Raw genomic sequence first — 17,654 nt, 5'->3', positions numbered from 1 at the left:
ATTAAAATGTAACATTTGCACCCAGCACTACGGTCCTTGTTCTTGGGTATGGAGAATAATCAAAACCCGGAGTGGTAGAACTGTTTTGTGTAGAGACCTCGGGATCAGGACCTGAATAATTGGTCCAGGTATAAAGGTTCTGTGCCGATACATACAGTCTGGCATTTGAAATCTTCACTTTGCTCAGTAGCTTACCGGAGAAATTATAGCCAAGGTTCACTGTTTTTAAACGGAGGTAAGAGGCATCTTCTATAAAACGCGTGCTGTAGTTCCTTACACCAAAAGCGTTTACCAAAGGGCGTGGGTACTGTGCATCATCGTTATCTACGGTATAATAATCGGCATATTGCGCAAACATATTTAAGCCCAGGTTCCGGTTATCACCGTTGGTACCACCTTCCATAACTGTTCTGTTGGCATTGTATACCTGGTTACCATAGCTCCATTGAAAAAATACGCCCAGGTCAAAACCTTTATAGGTAAAATTATTAGAGATACCACCAATATGACTTGGGTTTGGGTTCCCTATGATGGTCAGATCGCCCACATCAATTACGCCATCTCCATTCAGATCTTTAAACTTCACGTCACCCGGCTGAACAAGCTGTGTGGCATTATTGAAGACCGGAACGTTTGGCTTTAACCTGTAATTGGTAAAAGCACCGTTGTAGCTTACATCAAAATCTTCAAGGCGGTATAAACCATCACTGATATACCCAAAGAAACGGGCTATAGGCTCGCCAATCTGTGCAATGTATAAAGGATTGGTATAGTTGGAACTGAATCTTGGATTAGAACCCAATACCCGCTGATTTCGGGCCAGTCCGAGTACCTCATTTCTTGCAAAAGTGATATTTAAACTTGTGCTCCAGGTAAAATTCTTATTTCTGATGTTATTTGAAGTAAAGGAAATTTCAATCCCTTCATTCTGGATATCGCCTATGTTTTCAAGAATACTTCCAAACCCCATATTTGGCGGCAGCTGTGCACCCAATAACAGGTTATAAGTTTTCTTGTTATAGTAATCCACTTCCAGTGCAAAGCGGTCTTTTAAAAATCCAAGTTCCAGTCCAATATCCAGCATTTTTGCGGTTTCCCATTTCAGGTAAGGATTGGACATGGTAACCGGAGCGGCACCTGGCAATATAGAATTGTTAAAAGAGGACCTGGTACCCGGAATGGCACTGGTAATTTCTACCCTGGATTGGTATGGATAGTCGCCTACCCGGTTATTGCCACCTAATCCGTAACTGATCCTTAATCCTGAATTGCTGATCACATTTTCCAATGGCTTCATAAACGACTCCTGGGCAATGTTCCATTTTAATGCAGCTGATGGGAAGTAACCCCATTTATTGGCGGTCGGGAACTTAGAGGATCCATCGGCCCGGAAAGTGGCGGTAAAAATATATTTTGATTTATAGTTGTAATCTAAACGTCCAAAAAAGGAAGCCAGGTTATTTTGCGATGCAGTTACAGTAGTGGGTAAAACCGTACCCTCGTCGATTCCATTGATGCCAAGGCTCTCATTAGGGACCTGTATGGCAGAAAAAAGGTTCCTGTCCGATTTTCTCAACTGGTTGCTAAAACCTGCAAGTGCCGTAACCGTGTGCGCCTTATTAATTGTTTTCTTATAGGTAAGGGTATTTACATTTTCGAAACCATATTCCTCAATATTGTCTATGCTCCCATTTATGCCATTCGCTCTTCCCTGAATGGTAAACGGACTGCCCCCCCTTGTAAAACGGTTGTTAAAAGCCGTAACCTTCCTGTTCACCACATTGATGTTAAAGGTACTTCTCAGCTTAAAGTCCTTTAAAAATGTGACTTCTGCATAAGAATTCGCGAGCAGGTTCTTTTCTGTTGAAACATTGTCTGAGTTCAGGGCAAGCAGATAAGGGTTAATCCTGTCCTGCGCCCTTGGTGAGGCTTCGTCTGCATCAGAAAAATTATCTTCCAGCTGGCTCAGGTCGCCCGAGGCATTTACCGGTCTGGAACTCCAGATGCTAAACATCAGGTTAAAGTCGGCACTGTTGGTACCGGAACCACTTGCATTTGAAGGTATGCCTATCGACTGCTGACGGGGGGAGTTACCAAACTGCCTGGTCTGCGAAAAATTGGCGGTTACACCGGCCTTAAAATTTTTGGAGATCTCCTGGTCAAGAGTGATCCTTCCCTGATAACGCTTAAACCCGCTGGCAACAACCAGGCCTGTCTGGTCTACATAATTACCGGAAATATAATAATTGGTCTTATCTGCTCTTCCTGATAGCGTTAAGTTGTGGTTCATAAAGGGTGCCACCTGGAACACCTTATCCTGCCAGTCTATACTTGGTGAGTTTCTATACGATTCCAAAGTTCTGCCATTGGTCAGGTAAGCTGCTCTTCCATAATCCTTGTCAATATCAATTTGTAAACGCACAAAATCATAGGCATCCATTACTTTCATAGCAGATATATTGGATTGTGTACCTGCATATACATTGTAGGCAATTTGTGGTGTACCCGCCTTACCTCTCTTGGTAGTGATGAGCACAACACCATTGGCACCCCTTGACCCGTAAATGGCTGTAGAGGATGCATCTTTCAGTACACTGATCGACTCAATATCGTTCGGACTGATGGTGTTCAGCGCATTGCCCTCCTGTGCAAAACCATCAATCACATACAAGGGGCTGGAACTGTTGGTAATAGAACCTGTACCACGTACCTGAATGTCAGAAACGGCACCGGGCTGTCCATCCGGAGATATGATCTGCACCCCTGCAACCCTGCCTGCCAGGGCTTCATCAACTGAAGCTACCGGAGCTTTATTCACATCTTCCATATTCACCACCCCTACTGCCCCTGTCAGGTCTGGTTTCTTTACAGCACCATAACCAATAACCACTACCTCATTTAGTGCACTGTTGTCTTCCTTAAGATTTACGTTTATCTGGGTCTTATTTCCAGGCACAACTTCCTGCGTAACAAACCCGATATAGGAGATCACCAGCACCGCAGCCGTATTGTTGGCAGGTAGCCTGAGGCTAAACTTTCCGTCCGCCAAAGTAGAGGTTCCTGTTGTGCTGTTTTTTACTTTAACACTTACACCAGGCATCCCCTTGCCTTCCGCATCGGTTACCACACCTGTGATCACCTTTTCCTGGGCAAAAGTGTTTAGGGATAAAAGTTGTAAAAAGACGAGTAACGAAAATAACAGCCTGCCAGGTTTTATTTTGCAGCTGTAATTCCTGATACGATAACTTGTCGTACAAAATTGAGTAGAACTTTGTTTCATGTATATTTGGTTTATAGCTTAAAGACAATCATAGATTAATCTTATACTCATAATTTTAAATTATTTATAAATATAAAACGTTTGCTCTACCGGCAATGCGGTCTTTACAGACTGACCAGCCAGGGGCAAATCGGTTCCGGCAGTTCTTGCGGCCAGTTCCTCATTTCTGCCCCATTGCCAGGCTACAACAGTAACTTTAACGGGATAACGGGCTTTAGGGGGCACCTTTGTTAATTTCAGGCGGTTGCCTTGAAGAACAGCCGGGCCTTCTAAAACATAATATTGTACAGGAAGGCCCATATCAGATATTGCATTTAAAGTGATTTCCTTAACGTTAGGCTTAATATCCGGTATTTTCGGAAAATTGATAGTCTGGATGTTTTTCCCGTTGTTGACCACCGGAATATCCATATCGGCCTGCAGCACCGAGGGCTTATACCGCTCATCGCCGGGATGCGCCACAGAAAAAATGGCTGTATGCTTATAGTTCGTCGGGACAGTACCTAAACCTGGCTCCAGCATCATACGGAAAGTTGTAATTCCTGTTGCCTTACTGTATCCCAGCTTTACAAATGGCCCTATTGTTTTATCAATGACAGCCAATTCCGGATTGGAAGGTCTACCAATCTTCGCTCCTACCGGCTGCCCGGCCCAGCCCCTTAAGCGGCCACTAACTGCAGGTACGGTATCTAAAAACGAAGACGAAAGTTCAAAATCAAGACTATCGTTTAATGGAATAAACTTTAAGGTTACCTGTACATGGTTATTGGTTTGGGGTACCTGCATACCGTTCTGATTGTAAGCTAAAAGGCAGGGGATCTTTTTATAGTAAGCACCCTGATACTCCTCAATCCTTTTGGCCATTTCCTGGTCAAAACACCAGAACGATTCTTTCCTGATACCAGTATATGCGGCAACTGTATTACTGGGATATCGGGGCATTTTGTCTTTCTCCCAACGGTCTATCAGCCAGCCGGTATTTACCGGGTCAATCGGTTTTAAAGTTGCCAGTGATTTTTCTGTAGCATCCTTAATCAATCTGTAATGTGCAGCGGTTTTAATATAGTAGGCTATAAAGTCTGTTTTTTTTTGACTCGTAGCAAAATGATATTCCCCGGCACATGGCAGTACGGTTACTGCAGTATGCGGATGTGCCTCCATCCGGTTAAATATTTTGTTAAAATTCGCATTCGGGCTGCTGGCCCCTTCGTATTCTCCAACCGTCATTAATGATGGGATATTATCCACAGTGCGGCCTTCCCAGGTATCAAGACCAAAAATATTTTCAAAATCATACGGATACATTCCACTAACAGAAATGCCGCATAGTGTCCGTTCCGGAAACCAGGCCGAAAAACTGTAGGGAAAATTAGCTGAAGCAGAGTGCCCCATAGGTACCATCGGTACAAAATTAAGCTCCCGGTATCCCGAGCGTTCAGCAAGGTCGGCAATAAACCGGGTAAAAACCTTACCTGCACCATTGGGCACATTAAACAGGATATCAAAAGCAGGAGAAACCCATACAATCCCAAAGCCAATAGTGCTCATTGAATCCCTGAAACTTTTATTTTCAATAATGGATAATTCCTCCATGTTATTCTGAGCCAGTACCAGGCCGCGCAATTTCTTACATTCCGGCGGTATCCATAAAAATGCCCTGGAAGGTCCTTTCTTGCTTATTCCTCCTTCTACGGGTACAGACCATTGCCAGGATTGGCTGTATGCTGCTTCATGACCACAGATCATCAGGCATAACAATAGACTAAAAAAATAATGGGCTGGTTTCTTCATTGAACTATTTTATGCGTGTCTTAATAAACATACCAAAGTATTATGTTTTAATCTATGACAGCTAAAATTTAATTATATACTCGTATTTCCAGTTTTTCTTTTGTGCTTACCAAAAATATCCAACATGTCAAAGAACATCTCCAGGCCAAAATCACTTCTTTTTCATAATCCTTCTCCTTTCTTATAATATTGCAATCATTACCCCAATTGCGCCCAGCAACAGCAAAGCAAACAAGGCAACAGAAAATTTTAATTGCTCCCATAATTCCAGTGTTCTGAATTCCAAAACCATTTCTTCCAGGGCCGGCAGGCCCATACTTAACCAAAAGCGGTGCATTAAAGCCCCTATCAATCCCAGCACCAGTAAAAAACTGATCAGTGCCAGTAGCAGCATCAACCCTATACTCGTCGCAATTTCTTCCGAGTTGCCATGCGGCAAAGCAAATAATTTTGGTGCGGCAAACCACAACAGTACAGCAACAACTCCCAGCAAAACATATTCAATATGCCTGTTAACCGGCATCCATTCCGGTTTTCTTATACTTATTAAATTTTTCATGATTGTTTGATTTAAAGGGGCCCGTTAAGGCCCCATAAGTTTACACCACAATGTGGTCGCCCAGATACAAACTGTCGCTTACCAGTTTGCCATCGGCAGATTCAAAACTGATGTACACCTGCACATGGTCGCCCGAAAAATCGCCCGGCACAAGCAGATTGTAACCCAATGCCGATCTTAGCGCCCCGGCCCTCAGAAAAACAAACTTATCCTTGCTCTCATTGTACACCAGAAAAGTTGCTTTATCCGTACCCAAAGCATTGGTTCCCCCTGTGTTTGCCGTCCAGCTGTAATCGATACGGGCAGCAATACTGGTTTCAATCTGCGGTGCATTTGGCAAATCCAGATTGCCCCTGCTAAATAACACCTCAGGATAATCAACCTTGTAGGGTGCCACCAGTGTCACCGCATTTTTAAGGTTGTAAGCAATTGCTGCATTCATCGCCGACATTTGCGCATCATAGGCCGCAAAGCCTACATTAACGATACCTCTCAGCCTCCTTAACCAGCTCACTACCGCAGTCCATTTCTCACGTTGGATCTGTTGCAATAAAGTTGGTGCTTTGTTCGATTTGCTGGGCCGCATCGAGAGTACATTTCTCCCTTTTACTCTGCGCCCAACGTTGTTCCCCGTTCTGCCGATCATATCGTAAAACGGGCCTCCTGTTAAAAATCCCATGTCTTTTAAATTTTATGGGTTCATTGACGTTTGCAACCTTTTTAAGCTGTGGTTAGCAACGATAGCATCAGCATTTCTTTATTACCTGTAAAACTGGTAAGCTGGCATCCGGTCTATCATCCTGTTTATGGCATTTCTAAACTCTTCCACACTTCCACGCCAGTCAAACGGCACTACAAGCCGTTCATTGCAGCCCAGCTTTTCCAGCCAAAGCTCAAGGGCAACCATCCCTTTTACAACGCGGCAATTCAATATCCATTCCAGGCCTTTCAGGTTGGTCAGCCGATAAGCACAATCCTGGCTGGCCCCGGTATCAATGGCCATAATCAGCTGTTTCATCCTGCCCGCAAACTGAAGCGCAGCGCACATTCTGTCTATCCGGGCCGAAACATCCCCATACTTTAAAACCAGGCTCCCCAGGTTGTCCTTCATTAAATACAGGTTTAACAATAGTAAATGTTTACTCATTATCTTTCCTCCTTTCTTTTTTAATTATCTTATTAACACACCTCCTATTACTCCGGCAATTTCAATGCATACCTGATCAGGTATTGCCCTGCCACTGCATACAAGCTGTTCCCTAGCACCTTAAAACTGCTTATGGGTACATCCTTATATTTGGGCAGGTAAAACGAATAGCAGTAAACCTGTTTCTCCAGATCGTACACATCTATTGCCGCACTTTTCCTGAACAGCGTCAAATCCTCATCCTTGCCCATCAGTTTCGATTGCACAAACAAATATTTGCCCTGGTTTGAACAGTTCGCATTTACCATTAAAGTGGGCGAAGCAAAAGTGAAAGATTTTTCAGCACGCAGCTGATCTACCTTAAACCGGGCCGAATCAATCGGGTCTATGGTCTTTATTTTCTTTACCAGGTTCAGGTTCGTGTCTATCAGCAAAATCTCGTTGCGGTAATGGTACACATAGGTCAGCATGTGCAGCTGCCGGTTATACCTCAGCATACCATCTGTACAAAACAAACCATCTACCTGCTTTTCAAATATGCCGGTATTGCTCATGCTTTCTCCTGGCACACTTACCTTACGCAAACTATTGGCCCGGGTATCCGTATCTATAAAACGGAAAACCATCGTTTGTGTGCCTAAGGGCTGCAGCTGTGCAAAGTATGGGGCTTTTATGCCATAAACCGCTGCCTTCCAAACACCCGTACTGCCTTTCAGGATGCTGCGTTCCAAGCCGTTGTACAGGTAAAAAGAACCGGAATCTATACAAACCTTATAACTGCCCTTTAACTTTACCTCCTGCCTGTTCAGCTCAAGGTTAATGCTTACCGTATCCCTTAACAAAGGGCCAACCTTCAGCAAATGGCCTATGGCCGTTCCACTGGCCAGGTAAACGGAACTTCCAGCCTCACCGGCAAGATAATACGAATTGTATTTTATATCGATGGCCTTATGGCCCTTAACCACCCCAAGCAGGTTCCTTTTAAAATTATAGGTAGCAGCACGCTGTTTAACCGCATAGCGGATGGTTAAATACAGGATAGGTAAAGATGAAAGTACAGCAACAATGATCAGCAAGTAGATAAATTTTTTCATAGATTTCATTTTGAGGGTAACCAACCCGCCAAACCATTTGGTTCAGCGGGCATGTACAGCTATCAAAAACTAGTTCTGTCTGTACAGTGGAATGGTACAAAGGCCGGTCTCTGTATCCTGCAGGTAAGCATCGCCTCCGGCCAGCAGCTGGCAGGCATTCTGGGTAAAGTTTACATCACAGGTGCCAATTACATTGCCTGGGGTAGTACATTCACCCTGGTCATTGTAAGGCGATCCCAGTAAAACATTTGTTGTTGGTTTTGCAGTCGCAAACACAGTGCTCACAGCAACACAGGCCACTGCAACGAGCATTAAAAATGGTTTTTTCATAATTTTTATTTGATTATTTAATGCCTACTCTGTTTTAATCAGGCTTTTCAGCTTCCACCCGTTCAACGCGCATTGAATATTTTTAAACCGCTTCGTCCTCAACACAGCCCAACCCTATCCAGCTTAACACCACAAAGCCCATGTTAAACAGCAGGTGCACATCCCAGCTCATGTCCTCAAAAACACCCCCGCAATGGCATACCGGTCTGTCAACGAACCTCGCAATCACCATGATGTACAAGCTAAACATGAACATCAATCCATAACTGGCCCATAAGGCGGGCACCAAAGTCTTTCTAAAGGCCAAACCTATTGCAATCAGGATCTCAATAGCAGGCACATACCAGGCTACCAGCAGTGTAAAATCTGAAAGTATAGGCGATTGTGCCAGCTGCACCTTAAACTTTTGAAAGTCATGCAGCTTGCTAAATGCTGCATATAAAAACAGCAGGATAAACAGATACCTGACCGCATCCAGCAGCAGCATACACCAAAATCTTTTATTCAATTTTATCATGTTCAAATTATTTTAAACCCAGTTTTAAACGCTTCAAACCCGCCCTCCCAGTCAAACAGCATCTTCCCGGTAGTCTGCTCTATTTTCAACTTCAACCCCAAATACACCCTGTTATCAGCAAACCTCAATTCAAACCCATACTTCCTGCCCTGCACATCAGCCAGCGTAAAAAGGCTGTGTGGCTTGGCTCCCGCATCCACCGACCTGATGAACTGTACTACCTCTGCTGCCAAAGGAATAGCATCCAGCAATCCGCTAATTTTGTAGTGTTTCATTTTTGTTTTCAGTATCATACTTCCCGTCACCATGCTGTCTAAATAAATCTTTACCTCCAAAGGATTACTCATAAATTATATCTGGTTAACGATGTAAAAGTAAGGCAGATCAAAAAAAGGCCCGGGTGCAGGTGCACCCAAAAGCCTAGTATTTTAACAAGCCTTTATTTTTTAAATTACGCCGGTTTCTTTTTAGCGTATCCTTGCTGATATCCAAAAAACAGGCAATACAGGCATCCCTTATTGGGCTTTTCTTTGGTGGCAGCAAACCTTTATACCTTTTGTAAAATTCAAGGATCCGCGTTTCTATATCTTCTATCCCTAATAATGAAGCACGCGACTGCTCCTTGGCCGCATTGTGTTTAGATGAAGTTTTAAAGGCAAATGCTTTCATACCATCCCAATGCTTATAAACAGCATCCATGCAGGCACTGCTGATGCTCCAGAGCAGGGTATCCTTACAAAGCCAGATGCAATAAGGCGATACTTGCTGCCGCATAAAGCAGTCCATTGCCACAATGCTGTTTTCGCGGTAAATGCGAAACAGGTACCTGTCCTGTTCATGGTTGTAGCCATATACCAGTACAAAGCCACGCACTACATAATAAGCTTTTTTGGGTATTTTGTTTTCTTCTTCAATCCGGCAGGCTTTGTTACAAAGTGCCTCTACTATCATGTTTTTCCACAGATAGTCTTCCAGCCCCGCAGGCAGCGGTACATCCGGGTCTATGCTTTTCAGCAAGGCCATCAGCCTTGCAAAAGCGATTTTGTTGTTTAACATTTAAGATTACGTTAACCGTTTGTTTGCCGCTATAGCTTTCCTTTTAACAGCTATACCTGGCACAGTGCGCAAGGCACCCTATATTTCTCTCTTGATGAAAGCAAAATAACTGTTATTTTGCCCCCCAAACCAGCTCAATCAAATACCCTATCGTTTCCCTCAGCGCCTTATAATCCTGTTCCTTATTGATGTCAATGCCCGCAACAGAACTCTTATTGTACCGCGCATGCCAAACCGGATAATAAATGGCACTTAACAAAATGCACATTACCGCCCTAAAATTGACCCCTTTACCTTCAAAATGCCTGTCCGTTAAGGCCAGCAGCGCTGCAGCCGCCTTTTCCCTTTCAACCGATGTCCGGTACATCAGCGGGCTTTCCTCGGTAACCTGCCATAAAATGATCCCCTGCATTTCCCGGTTCTGGCTAAACAGGTCAAAACTGGTCTGCATCAGGGCAATAAACATCTCTTTAACCTCCCTGTCACTCGCCGTTTCGGGCAGCATAAACTTTTCCAGGCTCGGCTTCCAGTAATCTGCCAGCCGCACATAAGTTTCCAGCAGGCCCTTTACACTCCCAAAATGGTTCTTCACTGCTGTGCGGTGCCGGTTTATCCGCAAACCCAGGGCCGTTGCATTAATACCGCGATGGCCCTTTTCTGCCATCATCTCGCCCACTGCCTTCAGCAGCTGCATTTTGGTCCCTTCAGGGTCCCATTTCCTATCGCTCATATACTTATTCAAAATTTCTGATCTTCAATTTCGTTGTTACCCATTCCCAGGCATCCAGTATCAGGTCCATATGTTCAATGCTGTGCGCAGCGGTAATGCTCATGCGGATGCGGGCCTGCTTCAGGCTCACCGCCGGGTAGCCAATCTGGTTGGCATAAACCCCCGCTTCCAGCAGCCATTTGCATACCTCGGCATTTAAACCAGGCGAACCGATGATCACCGGTACTATCGCACTCGCACTGTTCTCCGTATTCAGTTTCAGATCCGCCAGGCCTTTTTTCAAATGATCAATGTTTTCCCAAAGCTTCACTTTGCGCCAGGGTTCCTCATCTATCAGGTCTATACTTTTCAATACGCAAAGCGATGCCGGACTGGGCGCTACCGAAAATATATGCTGCGCCGCCTGGAACTTCAGGTATTCAATAATTTCCGGCTCGGCCACCACATAACCACCCAGGTGGCCAAAAGTTTTGCTAAAGGTGCCGGTAATGATGTCCACATCCTTCCAGGCCTCATGCAGCTCAATCACCCCGCGGCCCGTTTCGCCAATTACCCCAATGCCATGCGCATCGTCCATCGCCAAAAAAGCACCATACTTTTTGCAAAGCGAAACAATGTCCTTAAGCGGCGCCAGGTCTGCCGGCTGGCTGTACACCCCATCCACAATCACCACTATGCTCCGGTACTTGCCCTGGCTGCCCAGCAGCATCCTTTCCAGGTGCTCCATATTGTTGTGCAAAAAGGTTTTCACGTTGGTCGTATACCTTATCCCTTCAATCATGCTGGCATGTACCCCCGCATCCACCAGGGCCAGGTCTTCCTTTTTAAACAGGGCCTGCATGGTCGCACTGTTGGCCGTATAGCCCGTAGTAAACAGCATGGCACTTTTACGCTTAAAAAAACCGGCAATCCTGGCCTCAATTTCCTCATGGAAATCCATCTGCCCGCCAATGGCAGGGCTGGCCGTAGCACCCACACCATATTTTTCTATTCCGGCAATGGCGGCCGCTTTTACGGCAGGGTGCTGGCTCAACCCCAGGTAGTCGTTAAATACAGTGGCCACAAAGCTTTTGTGCGGGTTACCTGGCAGGTGCAGTTCTATTTCGGGCAATGCACCATTTAAGCACACCTGCCTATAGTTCCAGTGGCCGCGGCCCTGCCAGTTGTCTATATAATCACCAAACAGCCTGGCCTTTTCATAAAGGTTCATGCCCGGCGGATTCTCGTAATTCTTAAAGCTTGCGTTCGCAAAGTCGTGGTTCTTATTCATAATTTATACTTGGTTAAAATTCAGCAGCGAAAGTAAAACAGGATTTCGCTTTGTGGTGAGCGAAATGAAAAAATATTTTCATAATAATGAACTGAATATCAATTCATTACACGCTACAAAAGACATAGCAATGCCATCCAGTCAAAGCCTCTTTTTATACCGCTTTTAAAGCAGCAGCAAGGGCCATGAAATGGCAACAGGTTTTAAAGATCAGGGATGATGTAAAATTATTGCATAAGCTTATTTCCTTTTTTTATTGATAATTCCGGTTAGTTATCCTCTCTCCTTGTTAAACTTTCATGATATGATATCCTGCTGTGCCGCCAATCAGCCAGGCAAACAACATGTTCAGGTCAATTTCCATCACATCATCCAGCAGCTGAACTTCCATTTCGGCTATAAATGCATCCAGGCCAAACTCTGCCATCATCTGTATTTCGCGAAGGGATCCGGCTGTATTTTTCAATGTGGTAGATACCACTACAATGTTATCACCATGCAGGTCAATCTCAACCCCATCAGCAGTTGTAAACTGGTTGGCATTTGCCCAGAAACGGGCCAGTAAAATATTTTTATCAATCATAATTTTTTGGCTACATTATCAATATTCTGATGAACTTCAATTTAAAAAAACCGGGAGCTGCCTATACCCCCGGTTCCATTACTAAACTATGTTTATGAAAGGAGAGACGTTAATTTCACCGCCGCTCAAAACAAGCCAGCAATCTTTTCTGCAAACCCATCACTTCTATATTGGTCATCCTCAGTTTCTCTTTCAGCTCCTCGTTCTCCTGGTGCAACACCATTTCATCCTCGTCCAGCAACCAGCAAACCTTTACGCCCAGTATAGCAGCCAGTTGCCTTAACCTGCCTAGTGTCAATTCCGTCGTTCCGCATTCAACCTTACTGTAAGCCGGAACAGAAATATCCAGCTGCGCTGCCATATCGCTTTGTGTCCAGCCCCGCTTTTTCCGCAAAGCCCTCAGCTTTTGGCTAACGTTAATGTCGAACATAACCGCATTGTTTTAATAATAAGGGAAAGGAGCCTCCACCACCTTTCCCCTCATTTTTAACTAAACCATTATTCATAAAAACCACCAGAGTGCGTTAACGTCTTTATAAATTCAACCTCAGTACCGTAAACGAATGCGGCGCCAGGTCCAACTTTAATTCCTTGCCCTTAACTGTCATCAATGCCGTAACCGGCTTAACCAGTTCCGGCATCTCCAAACTGTTCACTTCTTCAGGCCTACCTTTCAATACCGTAAGGCTTGCCTTACCGCCCTTTAAGCCAGCTATACTTTTAACCTTAGCTACCGAAGATGGGTTCACCAGTTTTACTATCAGCACACCAGCCTTACGGTCTACCACTGCACTGGCCCAAACACTGTCCTGCCCGGCAATGCTCTCGCCGTTCAAAGTGATGGGCACCACATCCGTCCCTTTGTTCAGCGAATACATTTGCTGCACATAATAACTCGGTGTAGCGTAGGATGACACATTATCAAACCAGATCAGGTTGGGTGTCCACTGCCAGTCCTTCACATGGGCAAACAGCGGGGCATAAGCAGCCATCGTCACTATATCCGCATTCCGCTCCAAACCCGTCATCCAGGCGGCCTCGGCCAGGGCACAAAACATGGTGTTCTTGTTGCCCGAATTCCCTATGCGCACACTGTGGCAGGCATACTCGCCAATAAAGATCTTCGGCCCTTTACGGTCGTAATTATCGTACTTACCCGCATTCATCAAAAACCAATTTGGGGTTTGGTAATAATGCTCATCAATGATATCCACATGCTTAGCCCGCAATACCGAATCCATGTATTTGAACTGGGGGTTAGGCGTATAACCCGTGCTGGTAATCAGTTGTATTTCCGGATAACGCGATTTTATCGCTTTGGTAAACAATTCCAGGCGTTCCACATACTGCGGGCCCCAGTTCTCGTTACCAATACCCAGCAATTTCATATGGAATGGAGCTGGGTGCCCCAGCTCCGCGCGTTTCCTTCCCCACACAGTAGATATCGCGTCTCCATTGGCAAACTCTATTAAATCCAGTGCATCCTGCACATACTCATCCATCTGATCAGCAGCCACTACCTCACCCGCACCAAACTGGCAGCTCAAGCCGCAGTTCAATATCGGCATGGGTTCACATTTCATATCTTCACAAAGCTGAAAGTATTCCATAAAGCCCAGGCCATAACTCTGAAAATAATCCGGCATGGCCCTGCCAGATGAACCACCATCTTTCCATTGGTTGGAAATCAGTTTTCTTTCTTCCAAAGACCCGATGGTCTTTTTCCATTGATAACGGGTTGTCAGATCATCACCCTCTACAATACAACCACCCGGAAAACGCATAAAGCCAGGCTTAATATCCGCCAGCTTCTGCACCAGATCGGCCCGCATGTTTTGCGCTTTACCCTTCCAGGTGTCTGTTGGTATCAAACTGATCCGGTCTATATCCAGTTTACCTGTACCCTCAAACCGTAACACCAGCCTGCCGTTAACAGTGGTATCAGTTGGGGTAATCGTGCTTTCCAATAGTTTAAATGCCCCGTCATTTCGAGCATCGCGAGAAAACTCTTGAACTGTGCTACCCACAACACTACCCTTACTATTCACAATTTCAACCTTCAACTTCAACCCAGCAACCTGCTCTCTGCACCTTAACGTAAACTTGTATGCCAGCCCCTTCTTCACCGTTACCCCTCCAAAACCCTCATTCTGCAACAGCACATTCTCTGGTCTTTCTACGGTTACCTGCAAATACTTCGGATTATTCGGGTTCACCGCAGCATTGTTAATGATCTGGAACACCTCGTTCCTGCCATAACTTTGCCTTGAGGGCACCGTTTTCCAGCCCATAAAGGCATCCGGAAAATCAAAGCTCCGGTTTTTGACCAACTCCGCATACATACCTCCATCGGCACCACGGTTAATGTCCTCAAAAAATAGGCCCCACATGGTAGGTTGTATCTTGGCTTTAACGGTATTCAGGTCTACAATATAATTCTGGGCTTGTAAAAATAAGGGAAGGGCTAATGATAAAATCAGCAGTAGTCGTTTCATGATTATAATATGGTTAGTCTCTATTAATCGTCAATCTTACATTTATAACATAAAGCAAGAATGATCAATAACACGAATTTCTGCAACCCAGGCAAATTCAAATAAACCTATCTGGAATTATGATGACACGATAAGACATTAAAACAGCTAAAATTGACCTAATGAAGGATAATAGAATTTAACTAAAATGCCCGTACTTCCTGAGGTACTTCAATTGAATTGAGTAAACTGATCTCTTTATAAATTTCTACTTCTTTCCCTAAAGCTTCAAAAGATATAGCTAGCGCAAATGGAATATCCTTGGTGATGTCTTTTTCCCAGCCTTTATGTCCGACAACAGCAAAACATAATTCTTCAGGTAATTGATTGGATTTAATTATGGCCCAATCTTTTTGCGTTGCGCTGTCCTGTCTTTTAACATCCTTAACTGTTCCCCAATTAGTGGCAGAAGATATGGCCCACTTGATAGATCCAATTTCATCATTAGGCTCAACTTCGGGTTTATCCATATTCTTTAATACCCTTGCACTAAAAGCTTCAAAAGGTTCCCCTTTTGTTGAACATTCCCAGCTCAACCAAGCCGACAAATAAGATTTTAAACGCTTTCTCGTTCTTCTCGGAACCGCTGTATAGGTTAATGTAACTTCAACTAAAATATCAAAGTTATCTCCCGGACGTCTCAGCTCTGCTGGTATAGAAACAGCATATAAATTGGCTTCATTCGGAGTCAAAGTATCCTCAGTAGTAAAAGTTATTCTGTGCGCACTATTTTCGGTTGCCCTGTTCAAGTTCGGAATTCCATATCCTAAAAGGTTTAAAGTACTTACGGTGGGATGATAAAACGCATGTTCCGGAAGTCTGGCCGATTGAATAATTAGAGCTTTATATAGTAAGGCACTTTCATTAGGAAGCTTTTTCGCTAAAGATGCTGCGATATGTGTAACTTTCGGGGCAGCAAAAGAAGTCCCTATTCCATAACCGGTCCGATTTCCTCCCGCCCTCACCAACGCAGTAGAAACTTGGTTATGCTGAGTTAAACGATGGCCATTTTTTTCCATCAAAAAATCACCTCCAAATTCTACAATATCGGGTTTAATGCATCCCCATATCCCTGGCCCGCTACGTGAAAAAGAAGAAACTTCTTCTCTTTTGCCAAAAGAAATCCGGTCTGCATCTTCATAATCTGACAGGCAAATAGAACCAACTGTAATTCCAAATAAACTTTGTGCGGGATTAGATATTCTTGAAGATAATTCTGACAGATACAGCGGATACGGCTTACCAGCCTTTATAAAGTCAGAAATTCCTGGCCTGGCAGGATGAAAACCCTTGCGTGGAATATTTCCAGCTGCAATAATAAACAACAAGTCACCATCATGAGCTAATTTATCAATTGCCGATGCCCAGGCAGACATATGTGCAGATCTGGATGGTCCTCGTGTAGTAACGGAAAGATTGAAAATCGTAATCCCTGCAAAATCATCAACAATACGTTCCATCAGTTCCGGTGGATATAAATTCCATGGAAGCCCATTATCCTTATCAAGAATTCTTGCATTGGCTAAAAAGCAATTCGGTTGATATTCTCCTGTCTCCGGGATTTGATTGCCATACAATATGGCGCCTGCAACCTTGGTACCATGTCCACCATCATCAACCATGTCAGCCGTTGTATTCTCGTAGTTTACATAGTTTTTAGAATACTCAGGCACCACAGCGTTTTCAATTAAAATATGTTCTTCCTGAAAACCACTATCCATAACGCAGACAATAGGCGAATCATCTGATGGAGCAAGTATCTCGATATGTCCGAAATCGTAATCAGGATCGGCATTACCCTTTTCAATATGAATGGTATCATTTTCACTAATCTCAAAAACGTACGGGTAGCCCTTTACAAAATCTTTAAACGCCAAGCCGGACATCCTAGCTCTGAAAGCAAAACTATCATCCAGATCAACAAATGAACTCAATAGCTCACCGCCGTAAATTTTCTCTATAAAATTGGTCAGGTAATCCTGTCTGTCCATAAATAGCTGATCCTTCTCTAATGCGATACGTTCAACTTCAACCTCCCAGTCACTAACCTTTTGGGCAAATTGTTGATCACTTTCTGCTGGTCTCTGTTTTCGAAACTTCAACGGTCTACCAGCTAATTTTTGTCTTTTCGCAGATTTAAGCTTATAATCCGCATATTTTTCATCACTTTCTGCAGCAATCTGCACGGGCCGATCTGAAACCTTAAGATAACAAGCTACTGATATGTCCAATATCAATTCATCATCATCAGCAATTCCTTGGTTATACTTTTCACCCAGATCAGGCGATAGGATGTGTTCAATGCGCCACTGATCCCCCAGAATGATTTGCCACAATTTGGCTGCCTGATTTTTCGAGACAGTGGTCTGGCTTAAAAAGGCGTTGATCTTTTCACCGAGCGACCTAAAGTTATCTGCATTGGCACCGATGATGTACCCGTCAAATTCTTCTGAAATGATCTCTATCCCAAATCCCCTTAACGATTCAATGTCAAAATCATAAGGATCAATCTGCAAAAATACTGGAACGACTTCCTCTGAAAATATATCTGGTAAACCTTTTTCTTTCCGCTCATTCAGAAAATCCAGGCGCGCCTGTTTAATGGCTAGAGAAGCATTTTGGAGATTACTGGCATGTCCAACCCTATCCTTCAAGTTAGCCAAAGTCTGCTCCTGTATAATTTTTTCCATGGGAATGCCACGAAAATGATAGGTACCCTTTAGCTTTTGCTTAAGAATGAGATGCGGAAATTCAGCCATTTAG

The 17,654-nt window shown here is 44.1% G+C and carries 16 protein-coding genes; all 16 read right to left on the bottom strand.

Features of this window, described 5'->3' with window-relative positions; translation table 11 throughout:
• Position 1: 1 nt before the first annotated feature.
• Positions 2-3,280 carry a SusC/RagA family TonB-linked outer membrane protein gene (locus HDC92_RS19365; protein ID WP_183876733.1) on the bottom strand — a complete coding sequence of 1,093 codons (3,279 nt, stop codon included), beginning with the start codon at positions 3,278-3,280 and terminating at the stop codon, positions 2-4.
• A gap of 60 nt (positions 3,281-3,340) precedes the next feature.
• On the bottom strand, positions 3,341-5,071 hold the full coding sequence (locus HDC92_RS19360) for a hypothetical protein (protein WP_183876732.1): 1,731 nt from the start codon (positions 5,069-5,071) through the stop codon (positions 3,341-3,343).
• A 181-nt stretch (positions 5,072-5,252) separates the two neighbouring features.
• A complete protein-coding gene (locus HDC92_RS19355; protein WP_183876731.1) occupies positions 5,253-5,630 on the bottom strand; it encodes a hypothetical protein in 378 nt (125 codons plus the stop codon).
• A gap of 40 nt (positions 5,631-5,670) precedes the next feature.
• Positions 5,671-6,309, bottom strand: a complete 639-nt coding sequence (locus HDC92_RS19350; RefSeq protein ID WP_183876730.1) for a DUF6266 family protein — start codon at positions 6,307-6,309, stop codon at positions 5,671-5,673.
• A gap of 81 nt (positions 6,310-6,390) precedes the next feature.
• Positions 6,391-6,741 carry a hypothetical protein gene (locus HDC92_RS19345; RefSeq protein WP_143715721.1) on the bottom strand — a complete coding sequence of 117 codons (351 nt, stop codon included), beginning with the start codon at positions 6,739-6,741 and terminating at the stop codon, positions 6,391-6,393.
• 83 nt (positions 6,742-6,824) lie between these two features.
• Positions 6,825-7,871, bottom strand: a complete 1,047-nt coding sequence (locus HDC92_RS19340; RefSeq protein ID WP_183876729.1) for a hypothetical protein — start codon at positions 7,869-7,871, stop codon at positions 6,825-6,827.
• Between the two features lie 69 nt (positions 7,872-7,940).
• Positions 7,941-8,201, bottom strand: coding sequence for a hypothetical protein (locus tag HDC92_RS19335; RefSeq protein WP_183876728.1), 261 nt, complete (start codon positions 8,199-8,201; stop codon positions 7,941-7,943).
• A gap of 82 nt (positions 8,202-8,283) precedes the next feature.
• Positions 8,284-8,718 carry a MauE/DoxX family redox-associated membrane protein gene (locus tag HDC92_RS19330; RefSeq protein ID WP_183876727.1) on the bottom strand — a complete coding sequence of 145 codons (435 nt, stop codon included), beginning with the start codon at positions 8,716-8,718 and terminating at the stop codon, positions 8,284-8,286.
• A 2-nt stretch (positions 8,719-8,720) separates the two neighbouring features.
• Positions 8,721-9,065 (bottom strand): hypothetical protein, encoded by a 345-nt coding sequence (locus HDC92_RS19325; RefSeq protein WP_183876726.1) that lies wholly within the window; start codon positions 9,063-9,065, stop codon positions 8,721-8,723.
• Between the two features lie 73 nt (positions 9,066-9,138).
• A complete protein-coding gene (locus HDC92_RS19320) occupies positions 9,139-9,774 on the bottom strand; it encodes a Crp/Fnr family transcriptional regulator (RefSeq protein WP_183876725.1) in 636 nt (211 codons plus the stop codon).
• Positions 9,775-9,886: 112 nt separating this feature from the next.
• Entirely contained in the window at positions 9,887-10,504 is a 618-nt protein-coding gene (locus tag HDC92_RS19315; RefSeq protein ID WP_183876724.1) for a TetR/AcrR family transcriptional regulator, read from the bottom strand.
• 4 nt (positions 10,505-10,508) lie between these two features.
• Complete coding sequence (locus HDC92_RS19310; protein WP_183876723.1) at positions 10,509-11,774, bottom strand: aminotransferase class I/II-fold pyridoxal phosphate-dependent enzyme; 1,266 nt, start codon at positions 11,772-11,774, stop codon at positions 10,509-10,511.
• Between the two features lie 289 nt (positions 11,775-12,063).
• Positions 12,064-12,357 (bottom strand): hypothetical protein, encoded by a 294-nt coding sequence (locus tag HDC92_RS19305; RefSeq protein ID WP_183876722.1) that lies wholly within the window; start codon positions 12,355-12,357, stop codon positions 12,064-12,066.
• A 115-nt stretch (positions 12,358-12,472) separates the two neighbouring features.
• Complete coding sequence (locus HDC92_RS19300) at positions 12,473-12,787, bottom strand: helix-turn-helix domain-containing protein (RefSeq protein ID WP_183876721.1); 315 nt, start codon at positions 12,785-12,787, stop codon at positions 12,473-12,475.
• Positions 12,788-12,890: 103 nt separating this feature from the next.
• Positions 12,891-14,852: an alpha-L-arabinofuranosidase C-terminal domain-containing protein gene (locus tag HDC92_RS19295; protein WP_183876720.1), complete on the bottom strand. Its 1,962-nt coding sequence runs from the start codon at positions 14,850-14,852 to the stop codon at positions 12,891-12,893.
• Between the two features lie 182 nt (positions 14,853-15,034).
• Positions 15,035-17,650 carry a S8 family peptidase gene (locus HDC92_RS19290; protein WP_183876719.1) on the bottom strand — a complete coding sequence of 872 codons (2,616 nt, stop codon included), beginning with the start codon at positions 17,648-17,650 and terminating at the stop codon, positions 15,035-15,037.
• Positions 17,651-17,654 lie beyond the last annotated feature (4 nt).

Origin of the sequence: Pedobacter sp. AK017 (assembly GCF_014200825.1) — a bacterium.
In the GTDB taxonomy this organism is placed as follows: Bacteria; Bacteroidota; Bacteroidia; order Sphingobacteriales; family Sphingobacteriaceae; genus Pedobacter; species Pedobacter heparinus.
The sequence above is the reverse complement of the archived record's forward strand: the minus strand, read 5'-3'. Positions and strand labels throughout refer to the sequence as shown.